Annotated in this window: 17 protein-coding genes and 1 pseudogene; 14 read left to right on the top strand and 4 right to left on the bottom strand. The window is 63.7% G+C overall.

Annotated elements, in window-relative coordinates:
• Position 1: 1 nt before the first annotated feature.
• Positions 2 to 1,912 (bottom strand): sigma-54-dependent Fis family transcriptional regulator, encoded by a 1,911-nt coding sequence (locus ACVWY1_RS19215; protein WP_277504497.1) that lies wholly within the window; start codon positions 1,910 to 1,912, stop codon positions 2 to 4.
• A 290-nt stretch (positions 1,913 to 2,202) separates the two neighbouring features.
• On the opposite strand from ACVWY1_RS19215, the gene ACVWY1_RS19210 reads away from it, so the two are divergent.
• The 4 genes from ACVWY1_RS19210 to ACVWY1_RS19195 are packed head-to-tail and all read left to right on the top strand — an operon-like array spanning position 2,203 to position 7,773.
• Positions 2,203 to 3,549 carry a hypothetical protein gene (locus tag ACVWY1_RS19210; RefSeq protein ID WP_111533229.1) on the top strand — a complete coding sequence of 449 codons (1,347 nt, stop codon included), beginning with the start codon at positions 2,203 to 2,205 and terminating at the stop codon, positions 3,547 to 3,549.
• Between the two features lie 26 nt (positions 3,550 to 3,575).
• Entirely contained in the window at positions 3,576 to 5,810 is a 2,235-nt protein-coding gene (locus ACVWY1_RS19205) for an Ig-like domain-containing protein (protein ID WP_457378636.1), read from the top strand.
• A 16-nt stretch (positions 5,811 to 5,826) separates the two neighbouring features.
• Positions 5,827 to 6,297 (top strand): curlin, encoded by a 471-nt coding sequence (locus ACVWY1_RS19200; RefSeq protein ID WP_457378635.1) that lies wholly within the window; start codon positions 5,827 to 5,829, stop codon positions 6,295 to 6,297.
• A gap of 30 nt (positions 6,298 to 6,327) precedes the next feature.
• On the top strand, positions 6,328 to 7,773 hold the full coding sequence (locus tag ACVWY1_RS19195) for a curlin (RefSeq protein ID WP_277504498.1): 1,446 nt from the start codon (positions 6,328 to 6,330) through the stop codon (positions 7,771 to 7,773).
• 1,052 nt (positions 7,774 to 8,825) lie between these two features.
• On the opposite strand, the gene ACVWY1_RS19190 is transcribed toward ACVWY1_RS19195, so the two are convergent.
• The 3 genes from ACVWY1_RS19190 to ACVWY1_RS19180 all read right to left on the bottom strand — a co-directional run bounded on the left by ACVWY1_RS19190 (position 8,826) and on the right by ACVWY1_RS19180 (position 11,292).
• Positions 8,826 to 9,851, bottom strand: a complete 1,026-nt coding sequence (locus ACVWY1_RS19190; protein WP_277505182.1) for an IS110 family RNA-guided transposase — start codon at positions 9,849 to 9,851, stop codon at positions 8,826 to 8,828.
• A 183-nt stretch (positions 9,852 to 10,034) separates the two neighbouring features.
• Positions 10,035 to 10,469 carry a DUF1294 domain-containing protein gene (locus tag ACVWY1_RS19185; protein ID WP_457378634.1) on the bottom strand — a complete coding sequence of 145 codons (435 nt, stop codon included), beginning with the start codon at positions 10,467 to 10,469 and terminating at the stop codon, positions 10,035 to 10,037.
• Positions 10,462 to 11,292, bottom strand: coding sequence for an undecaprenyl-diphosphate phosphatase (locus ACVWY1_RS19180; RefSeq protein ID WP_102682459.1), 831 nt, complete (start codon positions 11,290 to 11,292; stop codon positions 10,462 to 10,464). Before ACVWY1_RS19180 ends, ACVWY1_RS19185 begins: the two co-directional genes overlap by 8 nt.
• 300 nt (positions 11,293 to 11,592) lie before the next feature.
• On the opposite strand from ACVWY1_RS19180, the pseudogene ACVWY1_RS19175 reads away from it, so the two are divergent.
• The 10 genes and pseudogenes from ACVWY1_RS19175 to ACVWY1_RS19130 all read left to right on the top strand — a co-directional run.
• A pseudogene (locus ACVWY1_RS19175) lies at positions 11,593 to 12,354 on the top strand (cache domain-containing protein); the annotation flags it as partial.
• Positions 12,355 to 12,492: 138 nt separating this feature from the next.
• Entirely contained in the window at positions 12,493 to 13,227 is a 735-nt protein-coding gene (locus tag ACVWY1_RS19170) for a methyl-accepting chemotaxis protein (protein ID WP_371918114.1), read from the top strand.
• A 97-nt stretch (positions 13,228 to 13,324) separates the two neighbouring features.
• Positions 13,325 to 13,891 carry a nicotinamide riboside transporter PnuC gene (gene pnuC / locus ACVWY1_RS19165; protein ID WP_102682457.1) on the top strand — a complete coding sequence of 189 codons (567 nt, stop codon included), beginning with the start codon at positions 13,325 to 13,327 and terminating at the stop codon, positions 13,889 to 13,891.
• A complete protein-coding gene (locus ACVWY1_RS19160) occupies positions 13,888 to 14,439 on the top strand; it encodes an AAA family ATPase (RefSeq protein WP_277504503.1) in 552 nt (183 codons plus the stop codon). The genes pnuC and ACVWY1_RS19160 overlap by 4 nt, the downstream gene beginning before the upstream one ends.
• 298 nt (positions 14,440 to 14,737) lie before the next feature.
• Positions 14,738 to 15,178, top strand: a complete 441-nt coding sequence (locus ACVWY1_RS19155; RefSeq protein ID WP_110702157.1) for a hypothetical protein — start codon at positions 14,738 to 14,740, stop codon at positions 15,176 to 15,178.
• Position 15,179: 1 nt separating this feature from the next.
• Positions 15,180 to 15,752, top strand: a complete 573-nt coding sequence (locus tag ACVWY1_RS19150; RefSeq protein ID WP_277504505.1) for an adhesin — start codon at positions 15,180 to 15,182, stop codon at positions 15,750 to 15,752.
• 52 nt (positions 15,753 to 15,804) lie between these two features.
• On the top strand, positions 15,805 to 17,121 hold the full coding sequence (locus tag ACVWY1_RS19145; RefSeq protein ID WP_277504506.1) for a heme utilization protein: 1,317 nt from the start codon (positions 15,805 to 15,807) through the stop codon (positions 17,119 to 17,121).
• 62 nt (positions 17,122 to 17,183) lie between these two features.
• Positions 17,184 to 17,864: a C39 family peptidase gene (locus tag ACVWY1_RS19140; protein ID WP_023630128.1), complete on the top strand. Its 681-nt coding sequence runs from the start codon at positions 17,184 to 17,186 to the stop codon at positions 17,862 to 17,864.
• A gap of 33 nt (positions 17,865 to 17,897) precedes the next feature.
• Positions 17,898 to 18,638, top strand: a complete 741-nt coding sequence (locus tag ACVWY1_RS19135; protein ID WP_023630127.1) for a hypothetical protein — start codon at positions 17,898 to 17,900, stop codon at positions 18,636 to 18,638.
• 46 nt (positions 18,639 to 18,684) lie between these two features.
• On the top strand, positions 18,685 to 19,965 hold the full coding sequence (locus tag ACVWY1_RS19130; protein WP_023630126.1) for a hypothetical protein: 1,281 nt from the start codon (positions 18,685 to 18,687) through the stop codon (positions 19,963 to 19,965).
• Positions 19,966 to 20,019: the final 54 nt, after the last annotated feature.

Here is a 20,019-nt window from a genome sequence, read left to right as displayed (position 1 = left end):
CTCAACCACGCAACTGCTTGAGCTTGCGATACAGCGTCGCCCGGCTGATGCCCAGGGCCTCGGCCGCGGCCGAGACATTGCCCTGGTGCCGGGCCAGGGCAGCGCGGATCAGTTCCAGTTCGTTGTCGCGCAGGCTGCCGGACGGCGCCGCGCCGCTGGCCAGTTCATCGAGCAGGCAGTCGGTGAGGTGGTCGAGGGTCAGCACCTGCTCGCCCTCCTCGCGCATTGCCAGGGCGGTGCGCACCACCATTTCCAGCTGGCGGATGTTGCCCGGCCAGTCGAAGTTCTCCAGCAGCGCCGTCAGCGCTGGGTCGAGGCTCACACTGCCGGCTCCGGACTTGTCCAGCAAACCTTGGATGATCGTTGCCAGGTCGTCGCGCTCGCGCAGTGCCGGCAGACGCAGGGACACGCCGTTGACCCGGTAGTAGAGGTCTTCGCGGAAGTGCTGGTCGGCAACCCGGCGCTTGAGGTCGCGATGGGTGGCGCAGATCAGCGCCACGTCGATGTCCTGCTCGTCGCCGGCGCCAAGGGGCGCCACGCGGCGCTCCTGCAGCACACGCAGCAGGCGCGCCTGCAGGGCCAGCGGCATGTCGCCGATCTCGTCGAGGAACAGCGTGCCGCCATGGGCCTGCATCAGCCGCCCGACCATGCCGCCCCGGCGCGAGCCGGTGAAGGCGCCGTCGCGGTAGCCGAACAGCTCGGACTCGATCAGCCCCTCGGGAATCGCCGCGCAGTTGACCGCCACGAATGGCTTGTCGGCACGCGGACCGGCCTGGTGCAGGGCACGGGCAACCACCTCCTTGCCAGTGCCGGTTTCACCCAGCAGCAGGACCGGCAACCCGTTTGCCAAGCCCTGGCGGGCCATGCGCAAGGCACGCGCCAGACGGGCATCGCCACCGGCCAGCGCTTCCAGTGCCTGGGTCTTCGGCGGTGCTGGTTTGGCGATCGCGGACGGGCCACTGACGCGAGCATGCCGCGGCAGTTGCAGCGCCCGGAAAAAGAACTCGCCCGCTGCCGTCTGCACGCTGCTGACGCCGCCCTGCCACAGGCGCGCGATAAACGCCGGCGAACGCTCGCCGAGCAGGTCACCGCAGCGTCGCCCGAGCAGCGCCTGGCGTGGCATCTGCAACAACTGGCAGGCATTGTCGTTGGCCGCCATCACCTCGCCTTCCAGGCTCAGCGCCAGCAGGCCCTGCCAGGCGCTGGCCAGGTATTGCGGGCGGCTATGGAAGGCCAGAACCAGATGCTCGGGATGGTAGAGCCCGAACAGCCGGCTCTCGATATTGCCGGCGGCGAGCAGCAACGTGGAAAGGCTGTCCTGGGGCTGGGCCATGACGCCTTCACGGGTCAGGTCGAGCACGCCTATCACGTCGCCACGCGGATCACGCAGCGGCACCGAGGTGCAGGAGAACGGGCTGAGCCGATCCAGGTAATGCTCGCCGCAGTTGATCAGGGTCGGCTGGCCCTCGACCACCGCCGTGCCGATGGCATTGGTGCCGCGCAGGGCCTCGCTCCAGCAACTGCCAGGGTGCAGGTCGCGCAGGCCCTCGCGCTCGAGCACATGCTTCTGGCCGTCAATCGTCAGCACGTTGGCCTGGGAATCACCGAGGATGACGATGCCGCTCTTGCCCTGGCGTTTGATCAGGTAGTCCAGCTCAGGGGTGGCCGCGTCGATCAGCAGGCGGTTGTGTTCCAGCAGCGTATCCAGGTCCAGGCCGTGGCGAATACCCAGGCCGACCTGCTCGCCCTGCAGACAGTCCAGGCCATGGCCGAGGCTGCGCCGCCAGGAGGCGTCGATCTCGTCGCGCAGCATGCCGCAGGGCAGTTCGCCTTCGCTGGCAAGCTTCAGGCGGACCAGGCGAGACTGCTGCAAGGGGTCGTTGGCGGTTGTTGTTGGAAGTTGTCGCGCCATTGCGTGCTCCTGGTGTGCCCCGCTCAGGCGGGGCAACGGGCATCGGATTTTTCGGCAGTGTGCGTCAGAATTGGTTGGCAGTCATCAGCTACGACAGAGACCGAGCCTCACCCCATTCCCCAATGCTGGGGCCACCCGCCCACCATGGATACCTCGCCAGACCGTTGTCGGGACGCTGAAACCCTCGTCGCAAAAGCCCTGGACGCCCCTCTGCAAAACCTGGCACAACAGTTGCCGATCCCTCCCCAGACGCCCCAACCCATGGGCCCGTTTGCAGGAGGAAGCAACTCATGCACCGACCGACACCCCACCCGCTGGCCGTGGCGATCTTCGCCGGCCTGCTCCAGCTTCCGGCCCAGGCTGCGCTGTATGCGGTCGATACCGGCCCGTATACCCTGCCCACCGGTAAGTTCCCCGCCTGGTACCAGGACAGCCATGGCCGGGTGCTCGACCTGTGCCTGACCAAGGCAGTGAGCTCCAGGGTCGCCGGTGCTCCCGGCGCGCCCTCGTACATGTGCACGCTGCTGCCCACACCCGGCGTGTTCGACGACACCCAGCCGATCGTCTTCCCCAGCAACTTCCCCGACGAAGCGTTCTGGTTCACCGCCGACGCCGCCATCGTCGATGCCGCCCGCGGCATCGATCTGACCTATGTATCGGCGATCGAGGCCGCCTTCAGCGCCGAGGAGCCGGTGGATGGCGACCAGGTCAGCTTCGCCCGGGTGCGCATCCGCGTCGATGTGCCGGTGGCCGGTACCTACACCATCACTCACCCTTACGGTGTCGATGTGTTCGAGGTGGCGGCCGGCGGGCGCCGGGCGATCAACATGACCCGCGACATCGGCATCGGCTCGCCAGGCGACTACAGCGGCGCGCTCAGGGGCGACATCGGGCCGTTCCTGCGCAGCGTCAACGGCCCCTATACCGAAACCAACCCAGGCACCGGTGCCAGCGAACGCTTCATCGGCGACCCGAACCTGGAGGAGCCGGTCACCGGCAGCCCGTTCAACACCAACTACGTGCGCATCGAAGGGCCCAACGGTATCGACCTGCGTACCGAGCTGTTCGCCATCTCCGGCAAGCTGTCCACGGTCAACCGCCCAACGCCGCTGATCCCGCTGCGCAGCACCTATTCGCGACACACCGTGAATGGCGACCTGCGCGCCCAGCAGGATGTATTCGTCATGGCCCCGCCGGCGCCCGCCACGGTCACCCTGACCAGCCAGACCCCCACCCTGGCCCTCGGCGAGGCCAATGGCACCGGTGCCTGGTACGCCCAGTCGCCACTCAACCCGACCCTGCCGCTGACCTTGCAGGTGACCGCCGACAACAGCCTGGCCATCGCCACCAGCACCCCGACCAGCGCACCGATGCCGCTGACCGACCTGGTGACCATCAGCCGCGCCGAATACAGCCTGGGCAGTGGCCAGCTGACCCTGGTGGCCAGCAGCAGCGACGAGACCAGCCCGCCGGCCCTCACCGCCCGCACCGGCAACGGTGCGTTGATCGGCAGCCTGAGCGGCAACGGCGCGGTCAAGACCCTGACCACCGGGCTCTCGCCGATCCCGCCAGCGACGGTGCAGGTCACCAGCGCCCATGGCGGCAGCGACAGCGAAGACGTGGTGCTGGTGCCATGAACAGGACACGCCTTCAAGGAGGCAGCATGAATACTTGGTCGCGTCGCGCACTCTGCGCCGCCGGTTTCACCCTCACCCTCAGCAGCGCGGCCTGGGCCGCGCTGTCGGAGGTCGATCCCGGCCCCTACACCTTCGCCACCGGGGGTTACCCCATGTGGTACAAGGACGCCAACAACCTCGCCCTGGAGCTGTGCCAGTCGCGCGCCACCAGCACCCGGTCACCGGGCGGCCCGGGCGCTCCGGCCTACATGTGCACCCTGCTGCCCGAGCCCGGGGTCTATGACGATGCCCTGCCGCTGGTGTTCCCGGACAACTGGCCACCGGAGATGTTCTGGTTCCTGGCCGAGACCGAGATACCCCAGGTAGGCAACAGTGGCTACGAGCTGGAGGTCTACGTTGCCGGCCTTGAGGCAGCCTTCGCCGCCGAGAATCCGGTCAATGGCGACCAGCAGAGCTTCGCCCGCATCCGCATCCGCGCCTCGGTGCCGAGCACCGGCACCTACACCATCACCCACCCCTATGGGGTCGAGACGGTCAACGTGACCACGGCGGGCCGCCGGGCGATCAACATCACCCGCGACATCGGCATCGGTGCTCCCGGCAACTTCAGCGGTGCGCTGAACGGCAACCTCGGCCCGTTCCTGCGCGGTGTCGGCGGCCCCTACACCGAGGTCAACCCGGACACCGGCGCCACCGAGACCTTCGTCGGCGACCCTAACATCACCGAGGCGGTGACCGGCAGCCCGAACAACACCAACTTCGTGCGCATCCAGGGCCCGGCGGGCACCATCCAGACCAACGTCTTCACCGTTTCCGGCAAGGTCCTCGACCAACGCCAGCAAACCCCGGCGACGCTGGAACGCGCCACCTACCAGCGCAACGCCGCGGGCACCCGCGTCGAAGTCTTCGCCAAGGCGCCGAACAGCGCCAGCCTGTGCCTGCGCAACGGCCTGGCTCTGGTCGGCTCGCCGCCTTCGCCATGCCAGTTCAGCATGCTCGCCGACAACAACGGGTTGTTCTTCAACCAGCAACTGAGCCAGGCAGTGCCACCGTCGGTGGTGGTGGTCACCGCCAGCAGCCCGGCCGGCACCACGCGCCCGACATCGCTGTCGAGCAAGCTCAGCGATGTGGTCAAGGTGGGTACGGCACGCTATGACTGGAGCGCCAAGCGGTTGCTGGTCGAGGCCCGCTCCAGCGACGAAGTCGTGGTGCCGGATTTGCTGGTCCAGGGCTTCGGACGGATGTCCAAGTCCGGTGTCCAGCAAAGCCTCACGGTCAACGACCTGGCCCAGCCGCCTGCCAGCATCACGGTCAAGTCGGCACATGGCGGTGTCGACGTGGAACCGGTGGTGGTGGTCGGCAGCGCCCCGGTGCAGGCCGAGAACCAAGCCCCCGTGGCCCAGGCCGACAGCGGTAGCACCAGTGTCGGCATACCGATCACCCTCAACCTGCTGGCCAACGACAGCGACCCGGACGGCAACGTGCCGCTGAGCATCACCGACCTCACCCAGCCGGGCACCGGCCTGGGCGGCGTGGTGATGAACGGCACCACGGCAGTGACCTACACCCCACCGGCCGGGGCCACCTCGCCGCTGGTGGCGACCTTCAGCTACCGCGCGCAAGACGCCAAGGGCCTGAAGTCGCCGGTCACCACCGTGACCGTCAACGTCGCGCCGAACCGTCCACCAACCGCAGTGGCCGACAGCGCCGCTACCCTTGGCGTACCACTGACCATCAACGCCTTGGCCAACGACACTGACCCGGAAGGCAACCTGCCACTGACCATCGCCAGCGTCACCCAGCCGACCCCGGCCGGGCGCGGCACGGTGAGCACCGACGGCAACGTGATCACCTACACGCCACCGGCCACGGTCACAGCGGCGTTCACCACCAGCTTCACCTACGTCGCCCGTGACGCGATCGGCGCCACCTCGACGCCCGGCACGGTCACGGTACAAGTATCGCCACGACCGGCCCAGGAGACCTTTGCGGTCACCGCGGCGACAGTCACGGCGCGCTCCAACAACCGCTTCAACTGGGACATCAGCGGAACGTCCTCGGTGACCACCGGTAACACCATCACGGTGCGGGTGACCACCACCAACGGCGTGCAGACCCTGGGCACCACCACCGTGCCGGTCACCGGCCGCTGGCGCCTGTCGGTGAGCAACAGCACGACGCTGGTGCCCACCGCCGCGCCGACCGCCACGGTGACCAGCAGCCAGGGCAGCACGCGCACGGTCAACGTGGTGGTGCAGTAACCCCCGGGAGGATGCCATGAACGCCCTGTACCCGCTGCTGCTGTGCCTGGCCCTTGCCGGCCAGGCTCTAGCCGACGACCTGATGGACAACGCCGACCTCGCCGCCGGCAGCGACCTGGGCGAGCCACTGGTGCTGCGCCTGCTGCCAACCGGCGCCGGCCAGGTCGCGGTGATCGAGCAACTGGGCACGAGCAACCGCGCTGCCCTCGACCAGAACGGCCAGGCCCTGCTCGGCCGGATCGTCCAGGCCGGGGGCGCGCAGGAGGCTTACATCCTGCAGGAAGGCAGCGACCTGACGGCCGCGATCAGCCAGCAGGGCCAGGGCAACGAGGCCACGATCCGCCAGAGTGGCAGCGGCAACAGCGCCGCCATCGAGCAGATCGGCAACCACAACAGCGCCACCATCGACCAGCGCGGCACGGGGCTCAACAGCGCCGTGACCCAGGCCGGCAACGGCCAGCAGGTCCACATCACCCAGTACCGCTAGGCCCTCATCGACAGATCTGGAGGCAATACCATGCACAAGCTCGCCCCTCTGAGCGCTGCCATCGTCCTGGCCCTTGCCGGCCAGGCCATGGCCGACGACAGCACTTCGACCCAGTCCCAACAGGGCAACCAGAACATCGCCGAGGTCAAGCAGACCCAGGCGCCGTTCGCATCGGCCACGCAGAACCAGGCTGGCCACGACCACAATCACATGGCGCTGCAGGACAGCAGCACCAGCTATATCCAGCAAAACGCCACCGGCTCGTTCAACGCCGGCTACGCCGAGCAATTGTTCGAGAACGGCAGCCAGATCACCCAGCAGTCCGGCGGCAGCCTCAACGACGCCTTCGCCAGCCAGTCGGTGGGCGAGAACAACGAGGCCCTGCAGGTCCAGCAAGGCAGCGGCAACCGTTCGGTCATCTGGCAGGACACCCAGTACGGCAGCCAGGCCACCACCTTGCAGTCCGGCCATGGCAACGACGCCACGGTGGAGCAGCTGTTCGGCGGCAGCAACAACAAAAGCGTGATCATGCAGGGTGGCAGCGACAACCAGGCCGCCGCCGAGCACATGACCCACCAGGACGGCGATATCGCCATCTACCAGGAAGGCCGGCAGAACTGGGCCTACGGTGACCAGCGCGACGGCCTGGGCGGCACCATCGGCATCAACCAGTACGGCACGGGCAACTCGGTGGAGGTGTGGCAGGACAACCAGGCCGCCAGCCAAGCCAATGTCTACCAGAACGGCCAGAGCAACGAAGGCTACATCGATCAGAGTTTCGGCCAGGCCAACAGCGCGGGCCTCAGCCAGACCGGCCGTGGCAACGCCAGCTGGTCGGACCAGTTCGAGACCAACCAGGCGATGACCAGCATTTCCCAGACGGGCAACAACAACCTGCACTTTACCTACCAGACCGGCGACAACCACAGCCTGACCATCAGCACGGTGGGCAACGCCAACAAGATCATGGCCAGCAACTGGAAGGGCGAGAAGTCTGGCGGGCAATTCGGTGTCGGTCAGCAGGCGCAGATCAACCAGGCGGGCAATGGCAACGGGGTCAACCTCACCCAGGAAGGCAACAGCCAGATCGCCCGGCTGAATCAGGATGGCAACCGCAACCAGATGGAGACCCGCCAGGCCGACAGCAACAACGAGCTGTACTTCGAGCAGAACGGCAGCGACAACCTGCTCATCGCCGACCAGCGCGGCACCGCCAACTACGCCGAGGGCCTGGCTGCGGGCAATGGCGGCAGCATTACCCTCGAGCAGTCGGGCAGTGGCAACCAGAGCTACACCTATCAGCTGTATGGCAGTGGCAACGAGGCGACCATCAAGCAGACCGATGGGGTCAACCTCGCCTACGTGACCCAGGGGGGGAATGGGAACCAGGCGTTTGTCGACCAGAGTGGGGCTAGTCAGACGGCCACTGTTACGCAGTTCGGGAATGCCAATATGGCGACTGTTACCCAGCAGTGACGGGGTTTCCCCTTGGACCGTGGCGTTGGATCTCCCCTGGCGCTGCGGTTCCTTTTTTTCTTTGGGTTGGGTTCGGGTTCGGGGCGATTGTTTTGTTTTTTGTGAGCGCATTCGTAGAAGATGTCGACACTTAGTCACCCTTTCGCCTTTACGGCGACCTACTTTTGTCTTGACAAAAGTAGGCAAAACCGTTCGGCTCCGTTCATACGGCCCCTACGCTTCGCTCCGGGGTTCCCTCGCTCCGTTCTTGCTCCCGTGGGTACCGCGCTGTACGCCCCATCCTGGGGCGCAGCGCTCGACGGCCATCCATGGCCGTCGCCCCACTACGCAAGAACTCCACTCGGCCTCCTGAAGTCGCAATTTGTGTCGCCTGAACTATCGCGCGCTTAGAAGCAAGATCAAGAACAGATCAAGAACAGATATGTTGGTTTTGTTAGTGGCTGTTATGTTGTTCTTCATTATGCTATCGCGGGGCAAGCCTGCTCCCACGTTGAATCACGTAGTCAAACTATGGTGGGAGCGGACTTGCCCCGAGATGTTGATCTAGAGTTCCCACGATGGCAACTAGCGACTAGCTGCGTTAGTGCAGGCGCCGCCCGTAACTTCGCGACTTCAGGAGGCCGAACGCAGGCCTTGCGGAGGGAGGTGACGGGCATGGATGCCCGTCAAGCGCTGCGCCCCAGGATGGGGCGTTCAGCGCGGTCCTCCCGGGAGCAAGGCCGGAGTGAGGGAACCCGGAGCGAAGCGGAGGGCCGGATGAATGGAGCGCCACGGCTTTGCTTACTTTGGCCACGACCAATCTATGGTCACCCCATTTTTTGCAATACTGTTCATCAGATGGAATGGATGGCTTGCTTCAATCTATCCGGCGTCTATTGGGCTCGTATCCCGCGCCACGATGAGCATTCGCGCCTGGCGATCCTAATAAAGTAAGCGGCTTCCACGAGCCAATTGGTCGTTCAGGATCATCGCCAGGCCGATCGGCCGTTTATTTCATCTGTTGTTCAGCTATCGCAAAACCTGATGGTGAAACACGGTGCAGCACTACGGGGTCAGGCGTTCATGGCGTCTGGCTCCGTTTTGTATTGCGTATGCCGAGTGGTAATGGCCCACGCAATGCGTGCCAGTTTGTTGGCCAACGCGCAGGCCACCACATTGGAGTGACGTCGCGCGAGCAGTGAACACACCCAATCGGCCAATGGGCCTTTCTGGTACTTCAAACGCATCAGGTAAACCCGTGCGCACTGCACCAACAAGCGCCGAAGGTTCTTGTCGCCGCGCTTGCTGATCCCCAGCAAAGCTGGCCTACCACCAGTGCTGTACTGGCGGGGCACCAGACCTACAGAGGCAGCAAAGTCCCGGCTACTGCCGTATTGCTGCGCGTCACCCATTTCCACAGCCAGCAGGCTGGCGGTGATCGGCCCGACACACGGGATAGTCAGCAAACGGCTACCTAGATCATCGTCAGCCAGCTGGCTCGCCAGCTCTTCGTCCAACACCTTGATCTGCTCGCTCAGGTAGACGAAATGCTCATGCAGGCGCTGCAGCAGTGCAACGAGACGTACAGGCAGGTCGTGCTCTTCAAGCACTGAAGCGAGGCGTTTGATTAGCGCCAGTCCGGTCGGCAGGCTCACACCGAACTCGAGCAGGAACCCATGCATCTGGTTCACCGTCTTGGTTCGGTCGCGGATCAATGACTCACGCATCCGATGAGAAACAGAGAGTGTTTGCTGCTCAGGCGATTTTGGCGTCACAAAGCGCATGGAAGGTCGGGAAGCGGCTTCGCAGATGGCTTGCGCATCAACGAAGTCGTTTTTGTTGCTCTTGACGAAAGGCCTAACGAACTGGGGAGAGATCAGCTTGGCTTCATGCCCCATCGCTTTGATTTCTCGGGCCAGGCAGTGCGAGCCGGCACAGGCCTCCATCACCACCGTGCAAAGAGGATGATTGGCCAGAAACCGCATCATCTGCGGCCTTGAACACTTCTTGCGCGATACCTCTTTGCCGAACTTGTCTTGGGCATGCAGGTGGAAGACATGTTTGCCGATGTCGATGCCGATCAGTGTCACGTTGTTCATGATGACGGTCTCCGAAGAAAAAACACCCTGCGAAAGCGTACGCCTCGCAGGGTGCCGGGGTGACCATCTCATTAAGTAAGCCGCCGTAAGGGCGGAAAGGTGAATAAGCGTCGACATCAAAAATGAATGCGCATACAACTTTCAAAACCAAAACCAAAACCAAAACCAAAACCAAAACCAAAACTACAACCCCTGGATCAAAGCCCCCCACCGCCCCGCCAAAAACAAATAATCAACCCAGAACACCTGATGCACCAGAACAATCCCCCAGCACACAACCTGATAGTAAACCTTCCGAGTCTTGTGCCGAAACACCTGCTGCGCCCGCAAAGCCCCCGGCCAGCCCCCCAGCAGCTCGCTGGCATGCAGCACCTTTTCCGGCGTACGCCAGGCCTGAGTCCGCGCCTGCTGCTTGTCCTGCCAGTACAACAACAGGCTGACCAGACTCACCACCGGATACATCGCCAACGGCAACCAACTCCCGCCACTCAACCCCATCCGCAGGCCGCCGAGCACCGGCAACAGGCACAGCACCGCAAGTACCAGCCCCTTCAGGCGCGCATTGCGCACGCCTTCCTCGTGTCGGGGCGCACGCTGCGTACGAGCCCTCTCAACCATGCGCCGTCGACCAATCGACCCAGCCAAACTCCCAGGTCGCCAGGATCAGCAGGCCAAAGGCGATGCGATACCAGGCAAACACCGCATAGCTGTGGTTGGCGATGAACTTGAGCAGCCCGCGCACGGCGATCATGGCAAAGATGAACGACACCACGAAACCGATGGCGAACACCGGAAAATCGCCCGGCTGGAACAGATCACGGTACTTGTACCCCGAATACACCGCCGCGCCGACCATGGTGGGCATGGCCAGGAAGAACGAAAACTCGGTCGCCGCCTTGCGCGAGAGGCCGAACAGCAAGCCACCGATAATGGTCGATCCCGAGCGCGAGGTGCCCGGAATCATCGCCAGGCACTGCACCAGGCCGATCTTCAGCGCGTGAGTCCAGCGCATGTCGTCGACATGGTCGACCTCCACCCGGTGCTGGCGACGCTCGGCCCACAGCATGATCACCCCACCCACCACCAGCGCAGCGGCAACGGTAATAGGGTTGAACAGGTACTCATGGATCAGGTCGGCGAACAACACGCCCAGGATCACCGCGGGAATGAACGCGATCAGCAGGTTGGCGGTGAAGCGTCGCGCCGGCACCTGCGTGGGCAAGCCCAGTACCACGTCGAAGATCTTGCGCCGGAACTCCCACACCACCGCCAGGATGGCACCCAGCTGGATGATGATGTTGAACGCCATGGCGCGTTCGCCACCGAAGTTGATCAGGTCGGCGACGATGATCTGGTGCCCGGTGCTCGAAATGGGCAGGAACTCCGTCAGCCCCTCGACCACGCCCAGGATGATCGCCTGCAAGGCACTCCACAAATCCATCTTTCCCCCAAATGCGACGCTGCGCGTGGCAGGCCGCTTGTTTTGATTGACACAATATGAGACCGCACGCGGCGCGTGCTTTTTACAGCGACAGGGCCCCCAAAGCCAGCTGAAATGCCCAGCCGCCTAAAGGTTTCATCTGGCGCGGCCGAAATCCTAGCAGAGCCTATGTTTCAAGGCTTGCGTTACCTGCAACTGAGGATGTCAAGAACGACGCATTAGCCGTTGGTCGAGTGGGGGCCCGCGACAAAGCATGCTTGGATGCCCTGGATAAAAAGAAAAAGACTGGAGTAACGCATCATGAAGACCCTGAGGTCGATGTCGATCAGCCGCCGCCTGTGGCTGATCCTGCTGGTGGCCGTGGCCATGCTGCTGGTGCTGGGCCTGCTGATGCTGCGCCAGCTCCACGGCGACCTGTACCAGGCCAAGGCCGAGAAGACCCGCCACGTGGTACAGACCGCCGCCGGCGTGCTGGCCCATTACCAAGGCCTGGAGGCTGCCGGCACACTGACCCGCGAGGCCGCACAGCAGCAGGCCCTGCAGGTGGTGCGCGGGCTGCGCTATGACCAGAACGACTATTTCTGGATCAACGACCTGCAACCGAAGATGGTCATGCACCCGGCCAACCCAAAGCTCGATGGCCAGGACCTCTCCGCCATCCGTGACCCCGACGGTTTCGCCGTCTTCAACGAGATGGTCGCCCTGGCCCGCAGCCAGGGCGCGGGGCCAGTCGACTATCGCTGGCCCAAGCCCGGCGCCAGTGAGCCGGTGGCGAAAACCTCGTATATACAGCTGTTCAAGCCCTGGGGCTGGATCATCGGTTCGGGGGTCTACATCGACGACGTGCAGGCCGAGTTCGCCAGGCAGTTGCGCGACGCCTCGCTGCTGGGCCTGGGCATCGCCCTGCTGATGGCCCTGCTGGTGATGCTGATCGCCCGCAGCATCGCCCGGCCACTGCAGGAGGCCGTGCAGGCCATGGGCAACATCGCCAGCGGCGAAAGCGACCTGACCCGGCGCCTGGACACCCATGGCCACGACGAGATCACCCAGCTGGGTGAGCACTTCAACCGCTTCAATGGCAAGTTGCAGGGCGTGATCGGTCAATTGCAGGGGGCGGCCCATGCCCTGGCCGAGTCGGCCGGCCATGTGGGTGACAACGCAGGCTCCGCCCAGGCCCGTAGCGCCCAGCAATCATTGCAGATGGACCAGGTCGCCACCGCCGTCAACGAAGTCACCTACGCGGTGCACGACGTGGCCAAGCACGCCGAGCAGGCCTCCAGCGAAATGCGCAATGCCCAGGCCCAGGTCGGCCACGGCCAGCAGGCGATCCACGGTAGCCTGCAGCAGATCGACCGGCTTTCGGCGACCATCGACCAGGCGGTACAGGTGATCCGCGAACTGGCCAGCCACAGCACGAAGATCGGCGGCGTGCTCGAGGTCATCCGCTCGATCGCCGAGCAGACCAACCTGCTTGCCCTCAACGCCGCCATCGAGGCCGCCCGCGCCGGTGAGCAGGGGCGCGGCTTCGCCGTGGTCGCCGACGAGGTGCGCCTGCTGGCCCAGCGCTCCGCCCAGTCGACCGCCGAGATCCAGACCATGATCGAGCACCTGCAGGGGCAGTCCGAAGCCGCGGTGCGGGCCATCGATACCAGCAGCGAAGCCTCGCGCCAGACCGTCGAGCAGGCCCGCGAGGCTGGCAGCAGCCTGGACGCCATCAACCATGCGCTGGGCAACCTGGGGGCGCTGAATGCCTCGATCGCCAGCGCCACCCTGCAGCAGTCGCATGTGGTCGAGGAAATCAACCGCAACGTCACCGAAACCGCCGACTTGTCGCAACAGACCGCCGAGGCCGCCCGCCAGTCCAGCGACGCTGGCGCGGCGCTTGGCCGCTTGAGCGAGGAGCTGGAGCAGTTGCTGCGCCAGTTCAAGGTCTAGCAGGGCCTGGCAACGGGCAGCCCGGATGCTGCCCACCGCTTGAAGCGTGGCGCACGAAGCGGTTAGCATCGCGGCTCTCTCCGCCCAAGGATCGCCGATGTCCGGCCTTGAACTCTTCGCCGCCGCGCTCGGCGTCATCGCCGTCTGGCTCACCGTCAAGCAGAACCCCTGGTGCTGGCCGATCGGGCTGGTGATGGTGGTGCTGTACAGCTGGATCTTCTACGAGGTCAAGCTGTACTCGGACATGCTCCTGCAACTGGTCTACGCCGTGCTGCAACTGTACGGCTGGTGGCAATGGACCCGGCCGGACCGGGTCGAGGACGCCCGCCAGGTAACCAGCCTGGCACCGATGACGATGTTCAAGGGCCTGGCGATCGGCCTGCTGGCCAGCCTGCTGCTGGGCGCCGCCATGGCTCACTGGACGGACGCTGCCCAGCCCTGGCTGGACGCAGCACTCACCGGTTTCAGCCTGGTGGCCCAGCTGTGGATGGCACAGAAGCGCCTGCAGTGCTGGGCGCTATGGGTGGTGGTGGATGTGGTCTTCGTCGGCCTGTTCCTCTACAAGGGCCTCTACCTCACCGCCGCGCTGTATGCCCTGTTCACCCTGATCGCCGTGCGCGGCTGGCTGGAGTGGCGCCGCGACCCGGCGCTGGCCAGCGCATGAAGGTCCTGGTGCTGTGCGGCCCGGAGTCCAGTGGCAAGAGCTGGCTGAGCGGCGAGATCCAGGCGCATTTCGGTGGCGTGCTGGTCGGAGAGTATGTCCGCCATTTCATGGAGCGCGAGCTGCGCGATACCTGCTACGCCGATATCCCCACCATCGCCCGTGGCCAACTCGCCTGGGAAGACCAGGGCCGGGCGCAGACACCGGAATTGCTGATCCTCGACACCCACCTGCTGAGCAATATCCTGTGGAGCCGGGCACTGTTCGGTGATTGCCCTGAGTGGCTGGAACAGGCCATTCAGGCGCGCCATTACGACCTGCACCTGCTGCTGCGCCCCGAGGGCGTCGAATGGGTCGGGGACGGGCTGCGCTGTCAGCCACGGCTGGAAGAGCGCCAGGTGTTCTTCGACGACAGCCTGGCCTGGTTGCAACGTCACCGGCAGAACGTGCAGGTGATTGACGGCGACTGGTCGCAACGCAGCGCCACGGTGTTGAGCGTTGTACAGCGCCTGCTGGACGGCAAGTCCCCCACCTGCCCCACCGAATGTTAAGCCGCTGATACACCCTGTGGGGCCATGGCCCCCGGATTTGCGCGCATTAAGCCAGATCCGGGGGTGGTGTCACGCCCGTGAAACACCCTCGACGAAAACCCGTCAGCGCCCGACTTCAATGGGCCCGACGGCTCATGGGACGACTCTCTGTCTCAGCACTGATACACCAATCCATTGACGCACCAGCACCAGCTCCACAACTGACTGATTCGAAAGCAATAACAAAAACCGGCACAGCTTCTGCTCTCCTTCTGGCAACGCGGCCCAGGCCCAACACGCCGAAGAAGGAATTGCCATCGTGGGGAAACTTGATAAAGGCAACGTCTGTCGTCTCCTGCTGATCGGATGCGCACTGGGTTCCAGCTTCAGTCTGCCAGCCCAGGCCGATAACGGGCTCGTCATCATTACCCGTGATGTGCAACCGCGCATCGCCACCCGTGCCCCGCTTGTGCCCGACCCCAACCCTGTCACCGTCAATACCAACCCGTCCGCGCACATACTCAAGCAGACCAACGAACTGAGCGACGGCGACTTCGCCAGTATCAGCAGCGGCGCAGGCATCAATACGCTGATCACCCAACAGACCAACAACATCGGGGCCAACATCGGCACCCAGACGCAACTGCCGAACATTGCCGGTGGGCGAGCCTCAGGCTCTGGCAATGGCATTGCCAACATGGTCAATTCGAACGTCCAGCAAGGTCTGGGCGCCCTGAAGATCCTCAGCGGGGGTCAGTGACATGAAGCATACGCTGCTGATCCTGGCCACGTTATGCAGTGCACCGGCCTTTGCCCAATCCCCCGTGATCAACAACGCCACCATCGACAGTTCAGGCGCACAGTACCAAGGCAACCTGGGCGTCAACCAGGCGGCCGGGGACCAACAACAGCAGGTCAACGCCCGGGCTATCGCCATCGGCCATGACGCCAACGCCAGCACCCAGATCCGCCAACGCTTGCGCACGCCTGTCGACCCCTCGATGGATGCTCGGTCCAGCATCCAGGGCGACGCCTTCAGCCACGGCAACGGCGTACTGGGCGTGAACCAGAGCGCCGGCGCCAGCAACCAGCAAGCCAACGCACTGCGCATCAGCGTCAGTGCCCAACCGCAAAGCATCGACGACAGCGTCCTTCTGCAACAGAACGTGGCGCTGATCAACAGCTCGGACTCAACTGCCCAGACACCCGGCCATCGCCAGGTCAGCACCAGCGACCAGGCATTCACCGGTAGCCGTGGCGTGGTGCAGTTGAATCAGAGTGCAGGGGTGGGAAACCGAACGGCCAACACCCTGAGCATCCGGGTCGCAGATTGACCCAAACAGGTAACAACAACACTTAACCTAAAACAAAGTACGGAGAACCACCATGAAACCCTCGATGGCACTCAAGCCTCTGGTTTTCGCAATTGCTGCGATCATGGCTGTGGCTGTACAAGCTGGGCAGAATGATCCACGTGGCGGCCACAACAATGGCCATAACAACGGCCACAACAACGGTCATCACACCCCTCCTCCTACCAAGATCCCGGTGTATGCCACCGCCAATGCCTGGGACAAGCAAAGCAGCACCGGCAACCGCATCAGCAATGAAGGCACCGTGAACGAAGCCGAAATGAGCAGCTCGGCCTCCGGCACCAGCGGCAACGTGGGTGTCAACGTCGCGGCCGGCGCCGGCAACCAGCAGGACAACGCCGCCGCCATCGCCAACGCCGGCGCTGATTCGAGCCTGGACAACAGCTTCGTGTTCGGCTCCGCCTCGGCCACCGCCGACGTACGCCAGTACAGCAACAACAACCGCGTCAACAACTATGGTGTCACCAACTCCGGCATCATGAGTGGCTCGGGCAACAACGGCAGCGGCAACATGGGCATCAACATTGCCGGTGGCGACCTGAACCAGCAGAAAAACACCATGGCCATTGCCAACTCCAATGCGCCACTGGGTAACGCCACCGCCACCGCCTCTGCCGACCAGAACGGCCCAGGCCTGGTCGTGAACAACAGCGCCGACCGCACCTACTCGGTCGATACGCTGACCTTCACCACCACCAGAAGCGGCAGTGCCTCGTACGACAGGGACTCCAGCTACAACAAGGAAGGCAGCTCGTCTTCGAGCTGGGAAGCGGCCGGTGCCAACAGCTGGAACGCCAGTGGCTCGAAGAGCTCCGACGCCAGCGGTTCGCGCAGCCACGACTCGAGCTCTTCGGCTAGCGGTTCTCTGAACGCCTCGCTGGACGCCTCTGCAAGCGGCAGCGTCACCCAAACCCAGGACTTCGGCCGCCACGAGCGCAGCCGCACCGACTCGTTCGATGCATCGCTGAACGCTTCGATCGACGCGTCGTATGACAAATCGCACGAGAAGTCCTCCAGCTCCTCGTTCGAGAAGGCTTACGACTCTTCGTTCGAAAAGGCCTACGACTCTTCGTACGAAAAATCGGGCAGCAAAGCTTCCGAATTTGCCAAGTCCGGCTCGAAGAGCTTCAGCGAGTCCAGCTCGTACGACCTGAGCAACACCGTGTCGTTCCAGGTGCTGACCCCTACCGGTTGGGCTAACCCTGTGACCAACACCGCAACCCTCAGTGGTTCGGTGAACGGTGGCAGCGGCAACCTCGGCGTCAACGTCGCAGCCGGTGTGGGCAACCAGCAGAGCAACTCGCTGGCCATCTCCAACACCTCGTTCTGAGCGCTGTAACCGTAAGGCCTCCTTCGGGGGGCCTTTCTTCAACAGGACCAGGGGGCAAGACCATGCGGATGATCGCCTTGGCGTTTTTGCTGTGCATGGCCAGTTACAGCGAAGCGGCGCAGATGCCGCTTTCGGTTTTGCCGGGGGGTGCGGTGATCTACAAGCCCATCCAGAGCATCCGTGAGCGCAAGTTCGCCGACCTGGTGCAACAGAAGACCGATTTCAGTTGCGGCGCCGCGGCGCTGGCAACCATCCTGCGCCAGGCCTACTGGCTGGATGTGGACGAACAACACATCATCGAAGGCATGCTGGCTCACGCCGACCAGGACCTGGTGCGGGTGCAGGGCTTCTCCATGCTCGACATGAAACGCTACGTGGAAAGCCTGGGCATGCGTGCCCGCGGCTACCGGGTCGCGGCCGACACCCTCACCAGCGTGCGCATTCCCGTGGTGGTACTGATGGACATCCGTGGCTACAAGCACTTCGTGGTCATGCAGCGCGTCGACAAGGGCTGGGTGTACATCGGCGATCCAGTGCTCGGCCACAAACGCTACAAGGTCGAAGATTTTCTCAAAGGCTGGAACGGCATCATCTTCGCCGTGATCGGCCAGGGTTACGACAAGAACAATGCCTTGCTCGACCCACCTCTGCCGCTGAGCGCCAAGGGCCGCATCAACAATTTCACCCCGGTCAAAGACGCCGAACTGATGGACTTCGGTTTCATCCGCAGCGACTTCTTCTAATGACAATTGAGCAAGACGCTCCGGGAGCATCCCATGAAGACCCCAGCTTGGCTCACCCTGATCTGCCTCGCCGCCGCACTGCCGGCCCAGGCAGAGACGTTCAAACCCATTGAACTGAAGGACCAGGAGTTGGCGAACTTGCGCGGCCGCTATGTGCTGCCGGGGCGGATCATCAGTTTCGGCGTGGTCATGACCAGCACCTGGCAAAACGCCAACGGCGATGTGATCGGGGCCAAGACGTCGATGCAGGTCCAGCAGTCGACCATCAAGCCGCAGTTCTATGTCTCCATGATCGACGAGAAAGGCACGGGCTCGAGCGGCGCCAAAGGTGGGACGGGCACCGTCACCGGTGGTGGTGGCCTGGACAGCACTGTCGGCGTAACTCAGGTCGTGCGCGCCGCTGGCGACAACAACACGGCCTACAACAACGTCGACATCAACGTCACCAAGGCCAACCAGGCGCCCGACGTACCGCAGCAGGGTCAGGCGCTCGCCACAGGCTCGACACTGGTCGGCAGCAACGCCGCGGGGTCCATGAGCGTTTCCGCGAATGGTACGGGCGTGCAACTCAATGTCATGGCCAACAACAACCAGGGCAGTACCCTGCAGCAGATCGCCCAGGGCGGGCTGATGCAGAACGCCACCTTGCTGGGCAACGGCAACCAGGTCAGCAACCTGACCTCCCTCAACGTCGTGCTGCGCGACAACGTGCCTGCTGCGGCCCTTAACGGCAATCTTGACCAGCTCAAAGGTCTTCGCGCGCTCGGATACTGATCTACGCTGACTCTCATCGTATGTAGTCTGAAGGGACGGCTAACTCATGCAACGATCGTTGACGTTCAAAGCTATAGTCTGTCTGAGTACCTTGACCCCGGCCACAATGCTGTATGCAGCTCCAGACCCTCAGGTCGAGGCGCTGAAGCAGGAGCTGCGGGAGCTGAAACAACGCTATGAAGCCCAGCAGAACGCCTTGATGGTGCTCGAGCAGCGTGTGCGTCAAGTCGAGGAAACCCCTGCCGCGCCGCCCCCCAAACGGCTGACCAAGTCACCTTCGACACCGGCCAAGGGCGCCCAGACCGTGGCTTCCGGCGCCCCGGGCAGCAGCGGCAGCTCCTACGGCCAGTCGCTCAAGGACGATTCGGAGCCGGCGCAAAGCGTTTCCAACCTGTATGACGAAGCCAGCGGCTTCTTTGGTGGCGGCAAGTTCAGTGTCGAAACCGGCCTCACGTATACGCACTACGATACCCGTGCGCTGACCCTAAACGGCTTCCTCGCGCTCGATTCGATCTTCCTCGGCAATATCAACCTGGACCGTATCAAGGCGGACAACTGGACCTTGGACCTGACCGCCCGTTACAACATGGACCAACGTTGGCAGTTCGATATAAACGTGCCAATCGTTTATCGCGAATCAACCTATTCTTCCGGTGGTGCGGGCGGTGCCGGGCCGGTCACCTCCGACGCCACCGTTACACGTGACCCTGCCATCGGCGATGTCAACGTCGGGATCGCCTACAAATTCCTCGACGAATCGGAAAACCTTCCCGACGCCGTGCTCACCCTGCGGGTGAAAGCACCCACCGGCAAGGATCCGTACGGCATCAAGCTGGTCGAGGACCCGACGAACAACAACCTTTCGGTACCCGAGAGCCTCCCCACCGGCAACGGTGTCTGGGCGATCACGCCGGGCATCTCGCTGGTCAAGACATTCGACCCTGCCGTACTGTTCGCCAGCCTGTCCTACACCTACAACATGCAGGACTCGTTCAGCGACATCAGCCCACAGGTCAACTCCAAGGTGAAGGGGGACGTCAAGCTGGGCGACTCCTGGCAGATCGGCGGCGGCATTGCCTTCGCCCTGAACGAGCGGATGAGCATGTCGTTCTCGGTCACCGACCAGTTCGCCAGCAAAAGCAAGATCAAGCCCGACGGCGGCGACTGGCAGTCGATCACCAACAGCGACTACAACGCCGCCAACTTCAACGTCGGCCTGACCTTCGCCGCCACCGACAACCTGACCATCGTGCCCAACCTGTCCATCGGTCTCACCGAAGACGCGCCGGACTTCTCGTTCAGCCTGAAATTCCCCTACTACTTCTGACCGCACCGGGCCCGCGCACGGGCCCGGCATTTGGTTACCGGTTTTGTAGCATCC

The sequence above is a fragment of the Pseudomonas sp. TE6288 genome, from assembly GCF_054062095.1.
This window is presented reverse-complemented; position numbering and strand designations above follow the sequence as displayed.

What these genes read in the sequence shown, in the direction of transcription:
- ACVWY1_RS19150 (WP_277504505.1), top strand. Translation starts at nt 15,180, where the DNA reads ATGAAGCATACGCTGCTGATCCTGGCCACGTTATGCAGTGCACCGGCC.
- ACVWY1_RS19185 (WP_457378634.1), bottom strand. Translation starts at nt 10,469, where the DNA reads ATGGTTGAGAGGGCTCGTACGCAGCGTGCGCCCCGACACGAGGAAGGC.
- ACVWY1_RS19140 (WP_023630128.1), top strand. Translation starts at nt 17,184, where the DNA reads ATGCGGATGATCGCCTTGGCGTTTTTGCTGTGCATGGCCAGTTACAGC.
- ACVWY1_RS19180 (WP_102682459.1), bottom strand. Translation starts at nt 11,292, where the DNA reads ATGGATTTGTGGAGTGCCTTGCAGGCGATCATCCTGGGCGTGGTCGAG.
- ACVWY1_RS19160 (WP_277504503.1), top strand. Translation starts at nt 13,888, where the DNA reads ATGAAGGTCCTGGTGCTGTGCGGCCCGGAGTCCAGTGGCAAGAGCTGG.
- ACVWY1_RS19195 (WP_277504498.1), top strand. Translation starts at nt 6,328, where the DNA reads ATGCACAAGCTCGCCCCTCTGAGCGCTGCCATCGTCCTGGCCCTTGCC.
- ACVWY1_RS19200 (WP_457378635.1), top strand. Translation starts at nt 5,827, where the DNA reads ATGAACGCCCTGTACCCGCTGCTGCTGTGCCTGGCCCTTGCCGGCCAG.
- ACVWY1_RS19130 (WP_023630126.1), top strand. Translation starts at nt 18,685, where the DNA reads ATGCAACGATCGTTGACGTTCAAAGCTATAGTCTGTCTGAGTACCTTG.
- ACVWY1_RS19205 (WP_457378636.1), top strand. Translation starts at nt 3,576, where the DNA reads ATGAATACTTGGTCGCGTCGCGCACTCTGCGCCGCCGGTTTCACCCTC.
- ACVWY1_RS19210 (WP_111533229.1), top strand. Translation starts at nt 2,203, where the DNA reads ATGCACCGACCGACACCCCACCCGCTGGCCGTGGCGATCTTCGCCGGC.
- ACVWY1_RS19190 (WP_277505182.1), bottom strand. Translation starts at nt 9,851, where the DNA reads ATGAACAACGTGACACTGATCGGCATCGACATCGGCAAACATGTCTTC.
- ACVWY1_RS19215 (WP_277504497.1), bottom strand. Translation starts at nt 1,912, where the DNA reads ATGGCGCGACAACTTCCAACAACAACCGCCAACGACCCCTTGCAGCAG.
- pnuC (WP_102682457.1), top strand. Translation starts at nt 13,325, where the DNA reads ATGTCCGGCCTTGAACTCTTCGCCGCCGCGCTCGGCGTCATCGCCGTC.
- ACVWY1_RS19135 (WP_023630127.1), top strand. Translation starts at nt 17,898, where the DNA reads ATGAAGACCCCAGCTTGGCTCACCCTGATCTGCCTCGCCGCCGCACTG.
- ACVWY1_RS19145 (WP_277504506.1), top strand. Translation starts at nt 15,805, where the DNA reads ATGAAACCCTCGATGGCACTCAAGCCTCTGGTTTTCGCAATTGCTGCG.
- ACVWY1_RS19170 (WP_371918114.1), top strand. Translation starts at nt 12,493, where the DNA reads ATGGACCAGGTCGCCACCGCCGTCAACGAAGTCACCTACGCGGTGCAC.